This is a genomic window from Bacillus cereus, assembly GCF_002561295.1.
In the GTDB taxonomy this organism is placed as follows: Bacteria; Bacillota; Bacilli; order Bacillales; family Bacillaceae_G; genus Bacillus_A; species Bacillus_A cereus_S.
Window position 1 is genome coordinate 124183 of the sequence record NZ_NTUG01000020.1, and the last position, 20153, is coordinate 144335.

The window sequence follows — 20153 nt, forward strand, 5'->3', positions numbered from 1 at the left end:
GAGGTTCAAGCATGTTATTTAAGCTTTCGATGTCAGGACTAAAAAGTAAGCTGAAAGATTATATCGTTTTACTTGTTGGTCTTGTGATGTCTATTTCAATTTTTTATATGTTTCAAACGTTAGCATTGAATAAAGCATTTTTAGAATCTAATTCTGCTATTAAATCAATCACATTTGTCTTCCAAGCTGGTTCGTTCTTACTAGCAATTATTACATTTTTCTATATTTTATATGCGAACTCTTTCTTATTATCGCTTCGTCAAAAAGAGTTCGGTATGTATATGATGTTAGGAGCAAAGAAACATAAGATTACTTTGCTTATGTTTATGGAAACAATCATTATTGGAGTAGCATCTTTAGTAATTGGAATTGCGGTTGGTGTAGGGCTTTCGCAAGGAATAGGTCAATTGTTAATGAAGCAGTTAGAATTTGCAGGAAGCGGTTATAAACCATTTTATGTTCCATCGATGACAGTGACTTGCATTTTCTTCTTTGTGTTATTTGTATTGTCTGCTATTATGAACAGTATTAAATTATCACGTATTTCTGTGTTGCAACTTGTACATGCAGATGCACAAACAGAACGCGTTGTAGTAAAAGGAAAAATGACAGTTGTTGTAGCGTTTCTTGCGATTATTTTACTAGGTATTGGTTATGCTTCTATGGTTAATATGGGCAAATTAAGAGAGATGGGAATTATCATCGCCTTAATTACAACAACAGCAGGAACTTACATGTTATTTGGAGCGGCACTGCCGTTTATCATTAAAAAGCTAAAGAGTAATAAAAAGCGCAGTGAAAAAGGACTTAATGCTTTTACATTTGCACAATTAAATTTCCGCATTAATAGTTTAACAAAAGTACTAGCGACAGTAGCGATGCTAGTTGCGCTTGGAACTGGAGCAATCTCTGGTGGGATGGCTTTTAAAAACAATGTTATGTTGATGGTAGATGGATTTTCGGTTTACGATGTAGCGATTCATAATCCAACTGCTGAAGAAAAGAAAATACTAGACGGTATTACATTTAAAGAGAAAAATGAATATCGTTATAAAACAGATGATAAGTTTGTTTATTACTTAAAAGAGGATTTAGAGAAAAATCGTCCTCTAGTCATGGATATAAAAGAAGGCCAAGATATTAAAGGAATAAAAGATGTGATGAAATATAAACCAGTATCTGAAGAATTACCGGTAGGTGCGGTTTCAAATACAAATAACAATCCAGATGCGAAAGAAATTCCAGAAGCATGGTTTGGAGTATTCCGTACAATCGAACCGTTCTATGTGCACCCTGACCATACAATCAAAATTGTTGATAAAATGATGTATGATAGCCTGCAAGGTAAAGAGGGCGTTTCACTACTTGGAAAAGTAGATAATTTCTTAACATATAAACAAGAATGGAAAAAACTTGATGAGTTGCAACTAGATAAATATAAAAATGTAAAAGAAGAAGGTTTACAAAGTAAACATGCACTGTATACTGGATTCTACACTGTTGCCAGCGGAACAGTATTCATGGGCTTCTTCCTAGGGATTGCGTTTTTAGCGATGATGGCAAGTTGTTTAATGTTTAAAATTCTATCTGGTGCATCGAAAGATATTACACGTTACCAAATGCTTCGTAAAATCGGTGTGCGCCGTGAATTATTAACAAAATCAATTTATAAAGAGTTATTCTTAGTGTTCTTATTCCCAGCGATTGTGGGTATCGTTCACGTATTAGTTGGTATGAATATTTTCGGATTTATCTTAATTGATCCGTACTTCCGTATTTGGCTTCCAATTGTTATTTTCGTAGTCATTTACGCAATTTATTACTTCATTACAGTTCAATTGTATAAAGGAATTGTTCTTCCGAAAGAGGACTAAGAATTAGAAAATACCGAGCATAGGGTGCTCGGTATTTTTATATTCAGAATGTATAATGTGAATTGCAATAAGAAATCATGTAGGGTAGAATTTCTTATCGGGAGGAAGATCTCAATGTGTAAAAGGTTAAAAAAATTTAAAAATGTAGCTGTCTGACTGTTTTCCTAAATGTTTTTCATATATAAAACATCATTTAGGAAAGAGGTCTATTTATAATGAAAACAAACCCATTTAAACACTGGACAGAAATGCAATTTCTTAAAGATAGAGTGAAAAACCCCCTTATCGAGGTGGAGAACATTCTTATTACGCTGGTTATTACGCAGGTGGAGAGTTTGAAGATATTTGTGTTCGCTATATTTGGGGAGATGAACAATCTCAAGAAATGTATAATCCAATGGAGGATTACGGATGGATTGTTGATAGAATAAAAATTGGGAAATATTGCTGTTTTGCAAGTGGAGTCGTATTTATGATGGGTGGGAATCACAATCATAATCCGAATTGGATTACAGTATATCCGTTTCAAGAAAAGATTGTTGAATCCTATAAACCAAAAGGTGACACAATTATCGGAAACGATGTATGGATTGGAACAGAAGCGATGATTATGCCTGGTGTAAAAATTGGTGATGGTGCAATAATTGCCTCTAGATCGGTTGTCACGAAAGATGTTGAGCCCTATACGTTAATCGGCGGCAATCCTGCCAAATTCATCAAGAAAAGATTTACAGAATCAGACATTGCACGCCTACTAGAAATGAAATGGTGGGACTGGAAAGAGAAAGAAATTCAGAACGCAGTAGACATATTATCTAGCTCTAATATAGATGAGTTATATCAGTATTATAAAAAGAATATTTTATAAAATAAATCCGCCTTCTATTTAGAGGCGGATTTTTCCCTAGGCACTATTATTTCATATATTATTGAGTAAGTACGAGGTATCCAACCCAGCCAATAATGGTATAAACCGGAATTGAAAATAAGGTAGCTAACCAAGTTTTTTTCTTGTTTATCGCTTGTGCTGCACATACATAAAGCAATGGGAGCAATAGGGATCCTATTGAAAATAAGTCTATTAAGTATATCGAGAGTGGGACGATTAATGCTGCAGAGACGAATAAAAGAGATGATTTTTTTAAATATATTCCAAGGAGAGACAAAACAATAGAAGCAATCATACAAGGCCAAAATAGAAGTTGAACGAAAGTAAATTCCATTTATTTCACCACCTTATTTTTGTAAGAAGTGAGATGAGGAAGGATAATTTTATAATTAGTATACACGATTAAGAGGGGGTACTGTTTCATAATTGTCATTGTAGAGAAAGTTGTATTATCAGAATTTCACCAACTATTAATTAGTTGCCTTCCTATATAAAAACGACTACAATTTTACTGTTATATATAAGAACGAAAAACAACAGAATAGGAGGGGAAGCTATGCCAAGGAAAGTATGGCTATTAGTAGCTGGGATGATTATTAACGTCACGGGTGCTTCTTTTTTATGGCCTTTTAACACCATTTATTTACATGATCATTTAGGGAAGTCTTTATCTGTGGCCGGAATGGTGTTGATGATTAACTCGTTAACAGGGGTAATTGGGAATTTACTCGGGGGTGTTTTATTTGATAAGTGGGGCGGATATAAGTCAATTTTAGTTGGGATTGTCATTACACTCGTATCAATTTTAGGTCTTGTATTCTTCCATGGTTGGCCACTTTATGTTGTGTGGCTTGCATTAATTGGCTTCGGTTCTGGAATGGTCTTTCCATCGATGTACGCGATGGTTGGTACGGTTTGGCCAGAGGGCGGAAGAAGAGCGTTTAATGCGATGTACGTTGGTCAAAACGTCGGAATCGCTATTGGGACAGCGTGCGGTGGTTTAGTTGCTTCTTACCGCTTTGATTATATTTTCTTAGCGAACTTTATTTTATACTTTATTTTCTTCTTAATTGCTTTTATTGGATTCCGTGGTATGGAAGACAAGAAAGAAACAAGTGTACAAACAGCGGTTAAAAAGGAAAAAGGTTGGTCACTTACACCGGGATTCAAGGCGCTTCTTATCGTATGTGTAGCATATGCTTTATGTTGGGTTACATACGTACAATGGCAAGGTGCGATTGCAACGCATATGCAGGAATTAAATATTAGCCTGCGTCATTATAGTTTACTATGGACAATAAACGGAGCAATGATTGTTTGTGCGCAGCCATTAGTAAGTATGATTATCCGCGCAATGAAGCGTTCTTTAAAACAGCAAATTATGATCGGAATCGGTATTTTTGCCGTGTCATTTATTGTACTTAGTCAAGCGCAGCAATTCACGATGTTCCTTGTCGCAATGGTGACATTAACAATTGGTGAATTATTCGTATGGCCAGCAGTTCCGACGATTGCAAACATCTTAGCACCAAATGATAAGCTCGGTTTTTATCAAGGTGTTGTAAATAGTGCAGCGACTGTTGGAAAAATGTTTGGACCGGTCGTTGGTGGAGCGATTGTTGACTTATACAATATGGAAGTATTGTTTATCGCGATCATGGTAATGCTTGTAGTAGCGCTTATCGCAACGAGTATGTATGATAAGAGAGTCAAGGTTGAAGAAACAGCAGAAGAAAAAATTGCAGTTTAGTTTGACGGAACATGTAACATGTTTTAGAATATATTTAAATTAACTCATACGTTTAATAACAGTGAGAAGGAGTAGTAGTAATAGAAGCTGGTTTAGAGAGTTGACGGTTGGTGCAAGTCAATCCACGTTTCGTTATGAACTCGCCTTTGAGTTGCAGTTGTGAACGAAAGTAGCAATTGCCGTTTATCCACGTTACGGATCTAAGCGAATGTATAGATTGATGCTTCTTTAACGACCTTTACCGGACGTTTCGAACATCTTTTATTACATTAATTTAGGGTGGTACCGCGGGAATCTATAACCTCTCGTCCCTTTCTAGGGATGAGAGGTTTTTTGTATTTTAGGCGGTGAAAATAAATATAACTTGAATGGAGGATATCTCATGAGCTTTAATCATCAAGAAATTGAGAAGAAGTGGCAAGCGTACTGGGAAGAAAATAAAACATTCCGCACGCCAGATGAGACAGAAAAACCAAAATTTTATGCACTAGATATGTTCCCATATCCATCAGGTGCTGGCCTTCACGTAGGACATCCAGAAGGATATACAGCAACGGATATTTTATCTCGTATGAAACGTATGCAAGGATATAATGTTCTTCATCCAATGGGGTGGGATGCATTCGGTCTTCCAGCAGAGCAATATGCACTTGATACGGGAAATAGCCCAGCTGAATTCACAGAGAAAAACATTAACACGTTCCGTAACCAAATTAAATCATTAGGTTTCTCTTATGATTGGGATCGTGAAGTAAATACAACAGATCCAAACTACTACAAGTGGACACAATGGATTTTCCTTCAGCTATTTGAAAAAGGCTTAGCTTACGTTGATGAAGTACCTGTAAACTGGTGCCCAGCGCTTGGTACAGTACTTGCAAATGAAGAAGTAATCGATGGTAAGAGTGAGCGCGGTGGACATCCAGTTGAGCGTCGTCCGATGAGACAATGGATGTTAAAAATCACTGCTTATGGAGACCGTCTATTAGAAGATCTAGAAGATCTAGATTGGCCAGAAAGCTTAAAAGACATGCAACGTAACTGGATCGGTCGTTCTGAAGGTGCAGAAGTACACTTCAATATCGATGGTACAGATGAGAAATTCACAGTTTTCACAACGCGCCCTGATACACTATTTGGTGCAACATACTGTGTACTTGCTCCGGAACATGCACTTGTTGCAGAAATTACAACAGCGGAACAAAAAGAAGCGGTAGAAGCTTACATTAATGCTGTAAAAATGAAGAGTGACCTAGAGCGTACAGAACTTGCGAAAGAGAAAACTGGTGTATTCACTGGTGCTTACGCAGTAAACCCAGTGAACGGTGAGAAATTACCAATCTGGATCGCTGACTATGTTCTTGCAACTTACGGAACAGGTGCTGTAATGGCAGTTCCAGCTCATGATGAGCGCGACTATGAATTCGCATCAGTATTCAATCTTCCAATGAAGGAAGTTGTAAAAGGCGGAGACATTACGAAAGAAGTGTACACAGGTGATGGTGCACACGTAAACTCAGCATTCCTTGATGGTTTAAATAAAGAAGAAGCAATCGCAAAAATGATTGAATGGCTTGAAGTGACGAGCGCAGGAAATCAAAAAGTAACGTACCGTCTACGTGACTGGTTATTTAGTCGTCAACGTTACTGGGGTGAGCCAATTCCAGTAATCCACTGGGAAGATGGCACAATGACAGCTGTGAAAGAAGAGGAATTACCATTAGTTCTTCCGAAAACAGAAAACATCCGTCCGTCAGGTACAGGTGAATCACCACTAGCTAACATTGAAGAGTGGGTAAATGTTGTTGATCCTGAAACTGGTAAAAAAGGTCGTCGTGAAACAAATACAATGCCACAGTGGGCTGGTAGCTGTTGGTACTACCTACGCTACATCGATCCAAACAACAGTGAAGCACTTGTAGATCCTGAAAAAGTAAAGCAATGGCTTCCAGTTGATATTTATATCGGCGGAGCGGAGCACGCTGTACTTCACTTGCTATACGCTCGTTTCTGGCATAAAGTATTATATGATATCGGTGTAGTTCCAACGAAAGAGCCGTTCCAACAATTATTCAACCAAGGTATGATCTTAGGTGAAAACAACGAGAAAATGAGTAAATCAAAAGGTAACGTTGTAAACCCTGATGATATCGTAGCAAGTCATGGTGCAGATACACTTCGTCTTTACGAAATGTTCATGGGACCATTAGATGCTTCAATTGCTTGGTCTGAAAATGGTCTTGACGGAGCTCGTCGTTTCCTAGACCGCGTATGGCGCCTATTCGTTCAAGATAACGGTGAATTAAGTGAGAAAATTACTGATGCACCAAACAAAGATCTTGAAAAAGCTTACCACCAAACAGTGAAGAAAGTAACAGAAGACTATGCAGAGCTTCGCTTCAACACAGCGATTTCTCAAATGATGGTATTCATCAACGATGCATACAAAGCTGAAACGCTTCCGAAAGAATATGTAGAAGGTTTCGTAAAAATGATTGCACCAGTTGCACCTCACATCGGGGAAGAACTATGGAGCAAACTTGGATCCACTGAAACAATCACATATGCAAGCTGGCCAACATTTGATGAGTCTAAACTTGTAGAAGATGAAGTTGAAATCGTTGTTCAAGTTATGGGTAAAGTTCGCGCAAAACTAACAATGAAAAAAGACGCATCAAAAGAAGAAATGGAACAACTTGCACTTGAGGCAATTAAAGAACAAATCGAAGGAAAAACAGTTCGTAAAGTAATTGTAGTTCCTGGAAAACTTGTTAATATCGTTGCAAACTAATACGAAAGAGCAGTCCTTTTGAGGGCTGCTCTTTTTTTAGAGATAGCTGAAGGAAGAGCGGAATTCCCATATAGACAAACACCTATTTCTTTATATGAAATATGATAAAAAAGGTAGGCGAAATTGAGAAGAAGAGGTGAAAGAAATGAAAGGGATGGATAATAACGCACCGCACGGTTTTATGATGGGTGAAGGAGGCGGCCACGCACAAATACAAGAGCAAGGGTATGGTGGAATGCAGCCGTGGATGGGCGGAACACCGGGAGGATCTCCTACATCAGTTGCTGGATCGCAAACAGGAATGCCAACGTTTGTAGGCGGAGCACATGGAGGGGGGCCAGTAGGTATGCCAACGACATTTCCTTCTGCCATGGGAGGGGCACCAATGACATTTCCAACATTTGTAGGCGGAGCACAAACTGGCCCTGCTGTACCGGTTGGCCCACAACAAGGGTTTGGTGGTATCGCTCCTATTGCAGTAGGAGGAGTAGGTACATTTCCGCAAATGATACATGGTCACCACCAACATCACGGACATCACCAACATCACGGTCACCACCAACATCACGGCCATCACCAACACCATGGTCATCACCAACACCATGGCCATCATCAACATCATGGTCATCATCAGCATCACGGCCATCACCAGCAACAAGTACATCATCATGGACACCATCACATTCATCCACAGGCTGTGTTATATCAAACACAACATCATGGTCACCACCAACATCATGGTCACCACCAACATCATGGTCACCCTCAACAACAGCAACAACAAATATGGTATAGTGGAGCGGGAAGTGCAGGAAGTACTGCCGGAACAGCAGGGGCGGCAGGGCATGCTGGGCATGTTGGACATTAATAGAATGAAGAAGCAGATTAAAAAATTCTCTTGGGAGCAAGGGGATTTTTTATTTTGGGGAATAGTAAGCGGTAGGGGGTGTACATATGGGAAAAGGCAGAAGTAATAATGCTGGTAAAAAGCAACCGAATTTCGATGATTCATCTAATTTCGCTAAACAAAGCCAACCAACAGAAAAGAAGAAGAAATAAGAAAAGGAGCTCTCTTTGTGAAGAGAGCTCCTTTTCAAATATATCGACGTTTCGACAAAATGGTGTGATATAACGTTCTGTGAACAGCCAGCTTATTTCGTATTATTTCCCTGCTTTTGCTAATGCTCCTTGACGTTGGCGCTCAATTTCAGCACGTAGTTGTGGTTCTGGTGCTTGCCAGCCTTCTGGTTTTAAAATTTTCCCATCGCCTTCACGGAAGCGTGGTTTTCCATCAGGGAATAGCTTTGCCATATTTGCATTGTTTACAATTTCAAAGCCTTTATCGGGGCGAACTCCCATTTCTGCAAATGTTCCAAATGCGAAATAAATAAGGTCAATTAGCGCATCGTATTGATCTTCTACAGTATCTGCTTCTAAAAATTCTTCTAGTTCTTCTTGCATAAAGCTTGCACGAATTTTTGCACGCTCTTCAGTTAGTTTTGTTGGTACATCTGTAACAGGATGTCCAAATACTTCGTGCATTTTTGCGACAAGTTCATATCCTTTATCTAAACCTTTTTCGTTCGTCATGTTGTTTCATCCTTTCTCGTTCTCTGCCGAATTTTATTGTAACATAAGGAGATCGTTTATTAAAAAGAACATCTTATACGAGATAAGATGTTCTTTACTATTCCTCTTTCTTTATTAAAAATGATAAAGTAAGATCAATCCCAAACATCCCCACAAGTAGCATTGGTATGACAACAAGTAAATAACGTGCAAAGGAAACATTCTTTAAATATGTATGAGCAAATAAAAAGACGCTGAGAAATAAGACGCCGTATAAAATAGGCTTTACTAACTTTTTTGACATAAGCTCCCCCGTAAATATCTTTTTTCTCTCTAGTAAACAAATAAAAACTCCTCTCTCCGTTGTATCATGCCCGGAAGAGGAGTTCAATCATTATCTTACATTTTGAGGAAGTATATTATGAGTAGGAGTGGTTCTACTTCATTCAATTACACCTGAGTTTGTAATATCAACCTCGTACTTTACTGTGATAGGAACGTCTTTGTACATTTTTTTCCATTCTTCTAATTTAAATGGTCGATAGTTTTGTCTATATTTAGCTCCAAGTCCAAGTGGATCAACATCTAGAGATTTAAATTTTTTGATGAGTTTTGTAGCTGTAGCATTTAATTGCTTTTCAACTTCTTTTGATATTTTTTTTGTGTTCTTTTTATTGTCTAGATTTATTTGTTTCGAAAGTTCTAGAATGCGTGCATCCATTTTGACTTTAATTAAAAAGGAGGGTTTGCCGTCTTTTATATTTACAATGTACGTTGGTTTGGAGTGTATATTATTGATCATTACATATCCATTATTACTTTTAAATTCGTGTGAATCTAACCGATGTTTTTCCAATAATCCCTTAAATACGAACATATCTTGTTGATCAATTTTTCCAACATACGTATCCTTTTTTAAAAGTCCAATGCCAGTGATTTTGATTTTGTCTTTACTCTTTTTTAAGATAGGCATATAAGAATCTTGGCCTTCACGATAATAACGAAATGCACCTAAATATAAATTATCAGTTGGTACGGGACCTGTTTGCATGTTATGTTCTAACATTTTTTTTATGTAGATAGCTACATTAGCTGAAGTTGAATATTTTCCTTTTAACAGCTCAAGTCCGTTTCCTTCTAGTAATCCAACATACAATGAGTTTCCGATGCTGACATCGCGAATCAGTGTATCAAAGGAGGTCGACAATCCTTTTTTAGCAATGCTTGTAGTAAATAAAGCAACGCGCATTTGTCCGCTTGCAAATGGTTGAGAAGATTCCAAAGAAGTATCAGCTTTTACTTGTTTAACGGCATTTCCTATTCCTTCATAAACCTGTACTTTATTTCCTTTTCGCTGCACCGGACAAACCGATGTTACCTTTATTTTATTATTTTTTGCTGTATCAAAAACAACCCCTTGAATCAACTGAACATCATCAACAATATTTTTTTGCAAACAACCTGTTATGGTGAATAAACAAATACATAAAAGAAGAATTAGTTTTCTCTTGATATTTTCCATTTTCTTTTCACCCACACGATAAGAAATAAGATTGGGATGTAAACATATATAAGCCAAAGACCAATTTTGGAAGTATAACTAATAAAATCGTTGATATCATGCCTGTTTGTCAAAAGTTGTGACACAATAATTATAATGAACATGAAAGAAAGTAAAATGTATTTTTGCTTTACATGAAAGATTTCATGCGTTCCTCTTGTAGCAGCCCATAATGGAAGAATGAAACTTGTAAGAATTACAAGGGCATAGCCGGAGATGGCAATGTATTCTAGCCGTTCGATAAAGGGTAATTTAATAACTTGTGTCATGGAAAGCTGAGACCAAATTACTTTAGATAACTGTTTTTCGCTAAAAAAAGCGAATGCCAAGATCGTGCTAAATAAATATAAAATGTTAGAAAACAATACACCATATTGTGCAAATTTATGAGATTTCTCCGGATTCTTTACAAATGGATATATCATAAGAAAAACTTCAAAACCTATCATGCTATAAATTGATAATTGAGATGCTTTTAAAATATCCTGAAACGAATGCGTAAAAACAGGGAGTAAATTTTCCCAATGTGCGTATTTAAGCATAAATAGGCTTAGAAAAATATAACCTAGTGTCCCGCTAATTGAAACGACACAGATACCAGTGATGATGCGGAATCCTGATGAGATGATGTAATAACTTAATAAACATAAAAAGAATGTGAACATCCAAGTGGAGCCGGTAGGAAACATCCATACTTGAACAATCTCAACATATGTTCGAACAACGGATATACTCCCAACCAAAAAATACAGTATGAATACAATACTAATGCCATTACCAATCCATTTTCCAAAAGTTTGCTGATGAAGATCTATTAGGTTGCCTTCTGTATTTTTTAATAAGTAATACATCATCCAAACGAGAATATGAATGAGGATTCCTGTGATGAGAACGCCTATCCAAGCGTCATAGCCCGCAGCTTTGGCAATGATGCGGGCAAACCCGAGAACACCAGCTCCAAATTGTGCACTATGAATCAAGAAGAAAACAAAGATAGGAGATATTTGATATTTTGTTTTGACTTTACTCATATGTGCACCTCGTTTCTTATTCATCAAAATCAGATGTATGTTTTATTGAAATTCCTTTTGCTGATTTTTTTACGTGTTGCGGTCTTGCTTGAATATTCCTTGTATCAATCATAGATAACGGAAAGCGAATCCAAGAGTCTTTTAGTGATTGTCGCCTTGCTGGATACAAGAGTGCGAATGGTTTTTGTAAAGAAGAAAGCCTGAATAGATGAGTAAATAAAAAGATAAAACCTAGTGAAATTCCTAATAGGCCACCTAGTTCTGCAAATAAAAGGAATGGGAATCGTAGTAAGCGAACTGCGTTCCCCATCTTATAAATCGGTGTGATAAAGGAAGCTAATGCGGATAAGGCGACAATGATTAACAAAATATTACTTGTTAGTCCTGCTTGTACAGATGCTTGTCCGATTACGATACCGCCTACAATACCGAGCGTTTGCCCTACTTTCATTGGTAGTCTGGCCCCAGCCTCTCTAAGTAAATCAATAACCAATTCTAGAAAGAGTGCTTCTATTAAGGGCGGGAACGGAACTTGTGCTCTTGATAAAATTAATGTTTCGAGTAAATCGCTTGGAATTAATTCGTAATGATAACTCAAAATGGCAACATATAATGGTGCTGCGCAGATGGAAAACAGAACAGCAACGAGTCGTAAACATCTTGAAAATGTAGCGTAAAGCCAAGATACGTTGTAATCCTCTGGTGAAACGAAAAAATCAAAGTATGAAACGGGAGTGAGTAAGACGCTCGGTGAACCATCTACAAAAATAGCGATTTTCCCATCAATTAATGCGGTCGTTACTCGGTCTGTACGTTCTGTATTAATAAATAGTGGGAAGATTGATCTTTCTCCCATTAATTCTTGAATATGGGAGCTGTCGTTGATTTGATCGTATTCAATTGTACGAAGTGATTCTTCTAAATAATTAACACTGTCTTTTTCAGCAAGATTCTCTAAATACATGATGACAACTTTTGTTTTAGAGAATGTCCCAATGATCACTTCTTTTGTTTGTAGTGCTAACACCGGAAGGCGTTTACGTACTAAGTTAATATTGGTATCAATATCCTCTACAAACCCCTCTTGTGGACCAATAACGGTCGATTCATTTAATGGAATAGATGGCGCTCGATAATTATCAATTGTGATATTTGCTAAGATACATTTTTGATCTTGTTGATGTAACTGTACGATAGCGTGTCCTTTTAAAACCATATCTTCAATTTTTTGGAGATCGTTTGTAATCGTAATCCCGCTCATTGGAATATGCTCTTTCAATTCTTCTAATGTAGAGTATGTACGCTCTAATAAAGCTGGCATTAAATATTTTTGTAATTTTTCACCATCAAGCGATGGCCGATAATAAGAAATCCAGTAAGGCATTGCTTCATCATCTGACGTGTGATAGCTCACAAAATCACTAGATGCTTTTAGATTTTCTAATAAATCTTGAAGAGAGTGAACCTTTGTCTCCTTAGGTTTACTGAAATCATAAATGCTATTTTGATTGCCGGTTTGTGTCTTATCATTTTCATTTTTTTGTTTTTGTTCGTCGTGGTTAGTAGTTTGGACGTGTTGTTGTTTGTTTTGGTTGTCGGTTTGATGCTGTTTTTCTTTATCTTGTTTCTTAATCTGGACTAGCTGTTGGTGTGCGTTCTCTTGCTTAGTCGTTTGGTACCCTTGATTTTTATTTTCTTCTTGATGTTTAGCTTGGTTTTGTTGATCCAGGGGTGTCTCATTTAAAGCGGTAGTGCTTTTTTTCTTTTTCTTACGTAACCATTTCCATATCATATGAATTCCCTCTTTGGTGATGTTAGATAATGTTAGTTTGTGGGTATTTTTTCATATTATGCATTTATTTAAGGAGGAAAGAGGGAATTTTATACCATATATCTAAATCCCTTTGAGAGGAAGTTTTTCTTTTTATCCCGTATTAACGGGCAGTAATACTCCCATCTCAAAATTCGGCGAAAGCAATGTCCAGCNNCGTTTCGCTCCCTCGGACGAGGTAAAAAGCGCCTCTCCGCCTAGAGCGCGGGCGGCTTACGATTTTGAACGAGCCGCTTCCGCTTTTCTAAAGAAGGTAGGTGGGAGATAAACCGCCCGTAAAAGCCCGATTGGTGCGGGCTAATAATCAGTGGGAGATGAAGAAAACCCCCACTGATTAAAGTTTCAGTTTATGTATTAAACAGAATACATGAGCGAACGTGCTAGAAGTAATGCAATGAAGGAGGGGGAAGAGTGCTGTATGTAAAAAAAGAAAGCTTTTATTTAAGAGAATTCACATTTGAAAATGGCATGAAGATTCCGGTTCAACTTGGATATGAGACATACGGTAAATTAAATCAAGAAAAATCAAATGCGATTTTAGTTTGTCATTACTTTAGTGCAACGAGCCATGCGGCAGGAAAATATACGGAACAAGATCTTATTCCTGGTTGGTGGGACGGACTGATTGGGCCAGGGAAAGCGATTGATACAGACCGTTATTTTGTAATATGCACCGATAATATTAGTAATGTGCAGGTGAAAAATCCTTATGTGATTACAACAGGACCAAAATCAATCAACCCAGTAACGGGATTAGAATATGGGATGAGCTTTCCTTTGTTTACCTTTTTAGATGTAGCTCGTGCACAAAAAGAATTAGTGCAGGGTATGGGGATTACAAAGTTGCATGCGGTAATGGGGCCATCAGCCGGTGGGATGATTGCACAGCAATGGGCTGTTCATTATCCGGATATGGTTGAGCGGCTGATTGGTGTCATTACGAATCCGCAAAATCCGGTTGTAACATCTGTTAATGTTCTCCAAAATGCGATTGCATCTATTCAGTTAGACCCGAAGTGGAGGGGTGGAGATTACGGAGAGGAACAACCGACAAAGGGATTACATTTGGCTGGTAAGATGATGTTTATCAATGCATTTGATGCCCATTATTATGAAACGACATTTCCACGTAATAGTATAGAAACAGCAGGGTATGAGAATTTCTCATCATTGACATCGTCTGAAGAAAATATAGATACATTAACACGTCAAAATATCGCATTTGTTGATGCGAATTCATGGATGTATACAGCGAAAGCAACGATATTACATGATATTGCACGCGGTTTTTCTTCTTTAGAAGAAGCGATTTCTCAAATAGAGGCAGATGTACTTATGATTCCGTGTAAGCAAGATTTACTGCAACCTTCTCGTTACAATTATCAAATGGTAGAAATACTTCAAAAACAAGGGAAGTATGCGGAAGTTTATGAGATTGAAAGTATAAATGGTCATATGGCCGGTGTTTTAGATGTTCATTTATTTGAAAAGAAAGTGGAGGAGTTTTTAAAGAGAAGAGTTTCTGTAATGTGAAAAAGTATATAATAAACCTTCTCTTTTTAGCTGGAAAAGAGGATACAGCCATGGATAGAAGCGGTCAGTGCCTTTTTTAGCCCCATGCGGAGTAAGACGAAAAGGAGAAAATGAGTGTAAGTCTGTTTTTATTTTCATAGCCGGAATGTAGGTGTCAGTAAATCAACATGGATTTACGATTTGGAAAGGTATATAAAACAGGATTCAGCCATGGATAGAAGCTGATGTATATATGAAAAATCGATAGGAATAGATAACGATGTATAAAAAAGGTGCGAGTTGTTATGCAAGCACCTTTTTTAGAAGATTTTTAAACGAAAGACGTATGTAGCAATGCATATGCCAAGACAAGCTATACTAAGCAGTAGATAAATAAATGATCGTTCTTGAGAGGATTGTGAAGGTTTTCTTTTATTAAATACACCGAGTGAAATGATAGCAAGAATTAAAAAAATGAGACCTATAACGAATAGAAAAAGTGTCATTTCGATCGATTCCTTTCGTAAAACAAGTATATTGAGAATACAATGTAAGTGTTGTATTTGTAAAGGGATAGATTGATAAAAGGATTGAAAAAGAATAGGGCTATGAAAAGTTGCAACTCTTTGCGTTCGTACTGTTGCATGCTAAAATTGGTGATGAATAGATGAGTAGAGAAAAATGTACTAATTTAAGGCTTAACTATATAAGGAGGAACGACATATGACGGAAGTAAAAACAATTACAACAGAAGAAGTGCAAGAGCGTTTAGAAAATGGAGAAACATTATTTTTAGTAGATGTGCGTGAAGATGAGGAAGTAGCACAAGGGAAAATTCCAGAGGCTGTACATATTAAAATGGGTGATATCCCAAATAAGGTTGATTTCTTTGATAAAGAAAATGAATATATATTTATTTGTAGATCAGGAATGCGTAGTGAAAATGTATGCCACTATTTAAATGAGCAAGGGTTTAAAACGGTAAATATGGTTGGCGGTATGCTGCAATATGAAGGTGAAATTCAATAGTTCGTTCTGAAAACTTGAAACGTGTTTGTTTCAAGTTTTTTTCTTTTGCATACAGTGTACAAAAGAATCATTTTCTTAGAAGGGAGGTTACTTATGAGTGCATTTCTTCGAAAGATTAAAATCATAAATAATCGAGGAGCGGTAAATGTAGGCGATTGTTATAGTATCGAGCCATTTGCTGCAGCAAAAATATATGCTGGTTCGGGAGGTTCAAGTGTTGCCACTTTCTTGAATGGAAAACGTATGCCAGCAGCGGTCGCAAGGGAGGCTGTTTTTATTCCTCCATTAGAAACAAGTGAATTAACATTAGGTTCATAAAAGAAAGGTTGACTGATAATGCCGGCAAATATTAAAGAATTTACCATTGTTAATAACTACGGAAATCTATTTACGGGAGATAATTTAAGGGATACATCATTTACTGCATCAAAGACGTATAGTGGGGCATCTGGGCCAACTTGTATTGACGTTGTGACAGTAATTGGAACAACAACAAAGGTTTGTTTACAGCCAGGAGATACAATTACTACAACGTATACGAAAGGAGCACTTGCAGGAACAGGTGGAAATACAGTTCCCAGTATGAATACAACTGGCATTGCACAGGCTGTACCGAATACGGATGACTTTGATTCGGCGCCTGGTTTATAGAAAACCCTTCTGCTACGAGCAGAAGGGTTTTCACATGTATACGTAAGCGTAATCGCCAGGTTCCGCTTGATCTGTATTTCCGCTTTTTTGTACTTGTAAAGAGGCAGTGTTTACTTGTGTTAGAACAAGTATGTATAAAGTTTAATACTAATAATCTATAAAAATTAACTATTTATCAGTTTTATATCGTTATATTATAATGAATATTGAAGAATAAATAGAATAAGAGAAGGGGATAACAAACTATGAAAAAGAACATGAAAATTTTAGCAATGGCAGTTGGTCTAACTGTGATGGGATCAACGACAGCTGCCTATGCAAGTCCTGGTGGATTGGACAAAAACGGTGGACATACTTGTCGCACAAACTGCGGGAAATATGGACTTGCAACAGGAGAATACCACTATCATAACAATTGGAAACAAGTTAATGGAAAATGGTATTACTATGATCAAAGTGGAGTGAAAGCGAAAGGCTGGCAAGCGATTAATGGTACATGGTACTATTTCTACAATAATGGCCAAATGGCAGCTAATACAACGATTGATGGTTACATAATTGGCGCTAACGGTGCGATGCAACAAGGTAAAGTCGTGCAGACGGGTTGGAAACAAAATGGTTCTGTATGGTACTACTATAATACAAAAGGTGTGAAACAAACGGGTTGGCAAGCAATTAGCGGCACGTGGTACTACTTCAACGGAAGCGGAGCAATGCAAACGGGTTGGCAAGCAATTAGCGGCACATGGTACTACTTCAACGGAAGCGGAGCAATGCAAACAGGTTGGCAAGCAATTAGCGGCACATGGTACTACTTCAACGGAAGCGGAGCAATGCAAACAGGTTGGCAAGCGATTGGTGGAAAATGGTACTACATGAATGGAAGCGGAGCGATGCAAACAGGTTGGCAACTTATTAATGGAGTAAAGTACTATTTCGAAGGTAATGGTGCTTGGAATCCGAATAAATAGTACAGTGAGTGTGGAAGATGACTAAAAAAATAGCACCTATCTTATCTTTATAGGATTAGGTGCTATTTTTTATTACATTTTTATTTTGCTAGATTCGATTGGCTATCTTTTACGATAATGGTAAAAATGCTGAATTTATTGATGGAAGTAACTATTTTGGACAGAAAAGCGGTTGCGATGATTGAATGATTTTGTAGAGAAATCGTTCAGTATACAAAGAATTAGATGGTTGAATATGTAAAAATGACTCTGTATCGCGCATTAACTGTCCGCAAAATCCTGGTTCGTGAAGGCTCATAATCAATGCGAGATGAAGAAATCCTAATTAATTAAAAATTCACTTTATTACTATCATGCAGTTATCATATAATAATGCTTGATAGATATATAGAGTAGGGAGAGAAGGGGATGGGGTTATGAAAAAGAAAATGAAAATTTTAGCGATGGCAGTTGGACTAACAGTGATGGGATCAACGACAGCTGCCTATGCAAGTCCTGGTGGATTGGACAAAAATGGTGGACATACTTGTCGTACAAACTGCGGGAAATATGGACTTGCAACAGGAGAATATCATTATCATAAAAAGTGGAAACAAGAGAATGGAAAATGGTATTACTATGATCAAAGTGGAACGAAAGCAAAAGGCTGGCAGCAAATTAGTGGGGTATGGTATTACTTCAATGGAAGCGGAGTAATGCAAACCGGCTGGCAGCAAATTAGTGGTATATGGTACTACATGAATGGAAGCGGAGCAATGCAAAAGGGCTGGCAACAAATCGGTGGTACATGGTATTACATGAATGGAAGCGGAGCAATGCAAAAGGGCTGGCAACAAATCGGTGGAGTATGGTATTACTTTAACGGAAGCGGAGCAATGCAAACAGGTTGGCAGGCAATTGGCGGAAAATGGTACTACATGAATGGAAGCGGAGCAATGCAAACAGGCTGGATTCAAGAGAATGGAAAATGGTATTACTTAGAAAGTAATGGTGCGTGGAATCCGAATGCAGTACGTGTGGAGAATCTGTCACAATATGAGGGGTTCTGGAGTGATGTTAAGGTTCCAAATACTGAGGACTTGAGTCGAATTCCAACACATTTAAGTGCATCAGTTGATTTTATATCTGGAAATAAGGCGAAAGTTAGTGTAGGTTATACGTACAAAAGAGTTATACACCATGCAGGAGTGGAAGGTACTGTAACATTTAAAAATAATAAAGCAGTCTTGCATTTTGATGACGATGGATGGGCACATTCTGGTAAAATTGAATTTACATTAAAAGATAATAAGGTATACTTAAATATTTCAATTGACTCGAGGGGTAGCAGTACATGGGGGCTCCCAGCAGGTCAACATACTTTAGTGTACAAACTAGCATAGAGTAAATAAAACAGCACCTAATCATTGGAAAATGAGATAGGTGCTGTTTTTATTACATTTTTACTTTGCTAGAATCGACAGGCTGTCTTTTTCGATAAATAACATAACTACGTCGTAAATATTTCACAGGAACGCTAAATACATGCACAAGTCTTGTAAATGGCCACGTTGCAAAGAGTCCCATTGCTGCAATGATATGAATTTTAAACCAAAGAGGAACGTTTGCCATATATTCTGCCTTTGGTTGGAAAACAAAGAGGCTGCGGAACCATGGGCCAATTGTTGTTCGATAATCGAATCCTTTTGCATCAATATTTAAAAATGTAGAGGATAGGCCTGCTAACATGACAATGAACAATAGAACGAGAGCCACGTAGTCTCCTTTTGTACTTGTTGCGATAATGCGTTTCACTGTAAAGCGGCGATACATTAAAATCACTAATCCGACGATAGAGGCAATTCCAGCAGGAAGACCGAATCCGATAGCTATTTTATGATACATATGCTCAGAGATACCGAGAGAGCTATATATAGATTCTGGTATTAATACTCCCATAATATGTCCACCGATTACAAACATAATGCCAAAGTGAAAGAGTAAACTTCCGATTCTAAGCATTTTCTTTTCTAATAATTCGCTGGATTTTGATGTCCAGCCAAATTGGTCATAGTTGTATCTGAAAATATGACCGCCGATAAAGATTGCGAAGATGAGATAGGGAAATAGCACCCATAAAAATTGATCCATCATTTTTATGACACTCCTTTCTAATTCGTTTGCACTCCCCATGTATCGATAGCAAGAAGAATAGCAGCAAGAATGGGTTCATACATGGAACGTGCTTCTTGTAACTGTCCGTGCAATGCTTGTATATTTTTTATATATTTACTCATAATTGGTTCACTATCTTCTTCATTCGCGTTTGCAAGAAACTCAAGTAGAAGTGGTAAATAATCAGGTAGTTCTTTATCTGTTACGGCAAAACCGGCTTTTTGATAATGCTGTTTTAACTCTAATAATTCAATACCACGCTCTCTTTGTTCACCTGTGTTCATGTAGGTGAGATACATATTTGTCTTCTTTCCAAAGTCGAATGTATATACGTAAGAATCGATGAGTTGATCGTTTGTTTTTTCTAGTGCTTGTTTTATAAATGTTGTAAGCGACGCTCGGATTTCTGTGTGTTCAATCGTTTGGATTTCTTCCTGTAATTCTAGTAAAGCTTCTCTCCAACCTAGTTCAGGGTAGGAGAGAAGAAAGGAAGAACAAGAAAAAGCGGTTTGTAAACTCTGTTTCATAATTGTTTCCTCC

General features: G+C 37.4%; 18 protein-coding genes, 1 pseudogene and 1 other annotated feature. Of the genes and pseudogenes, 11 read left to right on the forward strand and 8 right to left on the reverse strand.

Annotated elements, in window-relative coordinates:
- The first annotated feature begins 11 nt into the window (after window positions 1–11).
- Together CN373_RS13695 and CN373_RS13700 are read left to right on the forward strand one after the other, a co-directional pair.
- On the forward strand, window positions 12–1874 hold the full coding sequence (locus CN373_RS13695) for an FtsX-like permease family protein (protein WP_098359533.1): 1863 nt from the start codon (window positions 12–14) through the stop codon (window positions 1872–1874).
- A gap of 215 nt (window positions 1875–2089) precedes the next feature.
- Window positions 2090–2742, forward strand: a pseudogene (locus CN373_RS13700) (CatB-related O-acetyltransferase).
- 58 nt (window positions 2743–2800) lie between these two features.
- Here CN373_RS13700 and CN373_RS13705 read toward each other — a convergent pair.
- Entirely contained in the window at window positions 2801–3097 is a 297-nt protein-coding gene (locus tag CN373_RS13705; protein WP_000397232.1) for a hypothetical protein, read from the reverse strand.
- Between the two features lie 222 nt (window positions 3098–3319).
- Between CN373_RS13705 and CN373_RS13710 the strand changes: the two genes are divergently transcribed.
- The 3 genes from CN373_RS13710 to CN373_RS13720 all read left to right on the forward strand — a co-directional run bounded on the left by CN373_RS13710 (window position 3320) and on the right by CN373_RS13720 (window position 8172).
- The gene (locus tag CN373_RS13710) at window positions 3320–4513 is read left to right on the forward strand and encodes an MDR family MFS transporter (RefSeq protein ID WP_098359534.1); all 1194 of its coding nucleotides are present in this window, start codon (window positions 3320–3322) and stop codon (window positions 4511–4513) included.
- Between the two features lie 52 nt (window positions 4514–4565).
- Window positions 4566–4829: a binding site (T-box leader), on the forward strand.
- 66 nt (window positions 4830–4895) lie between these two features.
- Window positions 4896–7304 (forward strand): leucine--tRNA ligase, encoded by a 2409-nt coding sequence (gene leuS / locus CN373_RS13715; RefSeq protein WP_000009445.1) that lies wholly within the window; start codon window positions 4896–4898, stop codon window positions 7302–7304.
- Between the two features lie 145 nt (window positions 7305–7449).
- On the forward strand, window positions 7450–8172 hold the full coding sequence (locus CN373_RS13720; protein ID WP_098359535.1) for a hypothetical protein: 723 nt from the start codon (window positions 7450–7452) through the stop codon (window positions 8170–8172).
- A gap of 293 nt (window positions 8173–8465) precedes the next feature.
- On the opposite strand, the gene CN373_RS13725 is transcribed toward CN373_RS13720, so the two are convergent.
- From CN373_RS13725 to CN373_RS13745, 5 genes are all read right to left on the reverse strand, one after another.
- A complete protein-coding gene (locus CN373_RS13725) occupies window positions 8466–8894 on the reverse strand; it encodes an HAD family hydrolase (protein WP_098359536.1) in 429 nt (142 codons plus the stop codon).
- A 97-nt stretch (window positions 8895–8991) separates the two neighbouring features.
- Window positions 8992–9177, reverse strand: a complete 186-nt coding sequence (locus tag CN373_RS13730; protein ID WP_000038787.1) for a hypothetical protein — start codon at window positions 9175–9177, stop codon at window positions 8992–8994.
- Window positions 9178–9315: 138 nt separating this feature from the next.
- Window positions 9316–10395 (reverse strand): Ger(x)C family spore germination protein, encoded by a 1080-nt coding sequence (locus CN373_RS13735; RefSeq protein WP_000427740.1) that lies wholly within the window; start codon window positions 10393–10395, stop codon window positions 9316–9318.
- Complete coding sequence (locus tag CN373_RS13740; RefSeq protein WP_098359557.1) at window positions 10371–11465, reverse strand: spore germination protein; 1095 nt, start codon at window positions 11463–11465, stop codon at window positions 10371–10373. The genes CN373_RS13735 and CN373_RS13740 overlap by 25 nt, the downstream gene beginning before the upstream one ends.
- Before the next feature lie 16 nt (window positions 11466–11481).
- Entirely contained in the window at window positions 11482–13257 is a 1776-nt protein-coding gene (locus CN373_RS13745) for a spore germination protein (RefSeq protein WP_098359537.1), read from the reverse strand.
- Between the two features lie 450 nt (window positions 13258–13707).
- Between CN373_RS13745 and CN373_RS13750 the strand changes: the two genes are divergently transcribed.
- The 6 genes from CN373_RS13750 to CN373_RS25860 all read left to right on the forward strand — a co-directional run bounded on the left by CN373_RS13750 (window position 13708) and on the right by CN373_RS25860 (window position 18841).
- A complete protein-coding gene (locus tag CN373_RS13750) occupies window positions 13708–14829 on the forward strand; it encodes an alpha/beta fold hydrolase (protein ID WP_000967609.1) in 1122 nt (373 codons plus the stop codon).
- 702 nt (window positions 14830–15531) lie between these two features.
- Window positions 15532–15837, forward strand: coding sequence for a rhodanese-like domain-containing protein (locus CN373_RS13760; RefSeq protein ID WP_000141217.1), 306 nt, complete (start codon window positions 15532–15534; stop codon window positions 15835–15837).
- 93 nt (window positions 15838–15930) lie between these two features.
- Window positions 15931–16155 (forward strand): spore germination protein, encoded by a 225-nt coding sequence (locus tag CN373_RS13765; RefSeq protein ID WP_001272216.1) that lies wholly within the window; start codon window positions 15931–15933, stop codon window positions 16153–16155.
- 18 nt (window positions 16156–16173) lie between these two features.
- Entirely contained in the window at window positions 16174–16488 is a 315-nt protein-coding gene (locus CN373_RS13770) for a hypothetical protein (protein ID WP_098359539.1), read from the forward strand.
- 245 nt (window positions 16489–16733) lie between these two features.
- The gene (locus CN373_RS13775; RefSeq protein WP_098359540.1) at window positions 16734–17459 is read left to right on the forward strand and encodes a YHYH domain-containing protein; all 726 of its coding nucleotides are present in this window, start codon (window positions 16734–16736) and stop codon (window positions 17457–17459) included.
- Window positions 17460–17875: 416 nt separating this feature from the next.
- Complete coding sequence (locus CN373_RS25860; protein ID WP_240519090.1) at window positions 17876–18841, forward strand: YHYH domain-containing protein; 966 nt, start codon at window positions 17876–17878, stop codon at window positions 18839–18841.
- A 52-nt stretch (window positions 18842–18893) separates the two neighbouring features.
- Here CN373_RS25860 and narI read toward each other — a convergent pair whose 3' ends face one another.
- On the reverse strand, window positions 18894–19592 hold the full coding sequence (gene narI, locus CN373_RS13785) for a respiratory nitrate reductase subunit gamma (RefSeq protein ID WP_098359541.1): 699 nt from the start codon (window positions 19590–19592) through the stop codon (window positions 18894–18896).
- 17 nt (window positions 19593–19609) lie between these two features.
- The gene (gene narJ / locus CN373_RS13790; RefSeq protein ID WP_098359542.1) at window positions 19610–20140 is read right to left on the reverse strand and encodes a nitrate reductase molybdenum cofactor assembly chaperone; all 531 of its coding nucleotides are present in this window, start codon (window positions 20138–20140) and stop codon (window positions 19610–19612) included.
- Window positions 20141–20153: the final 13 nt, after the last annotated feature.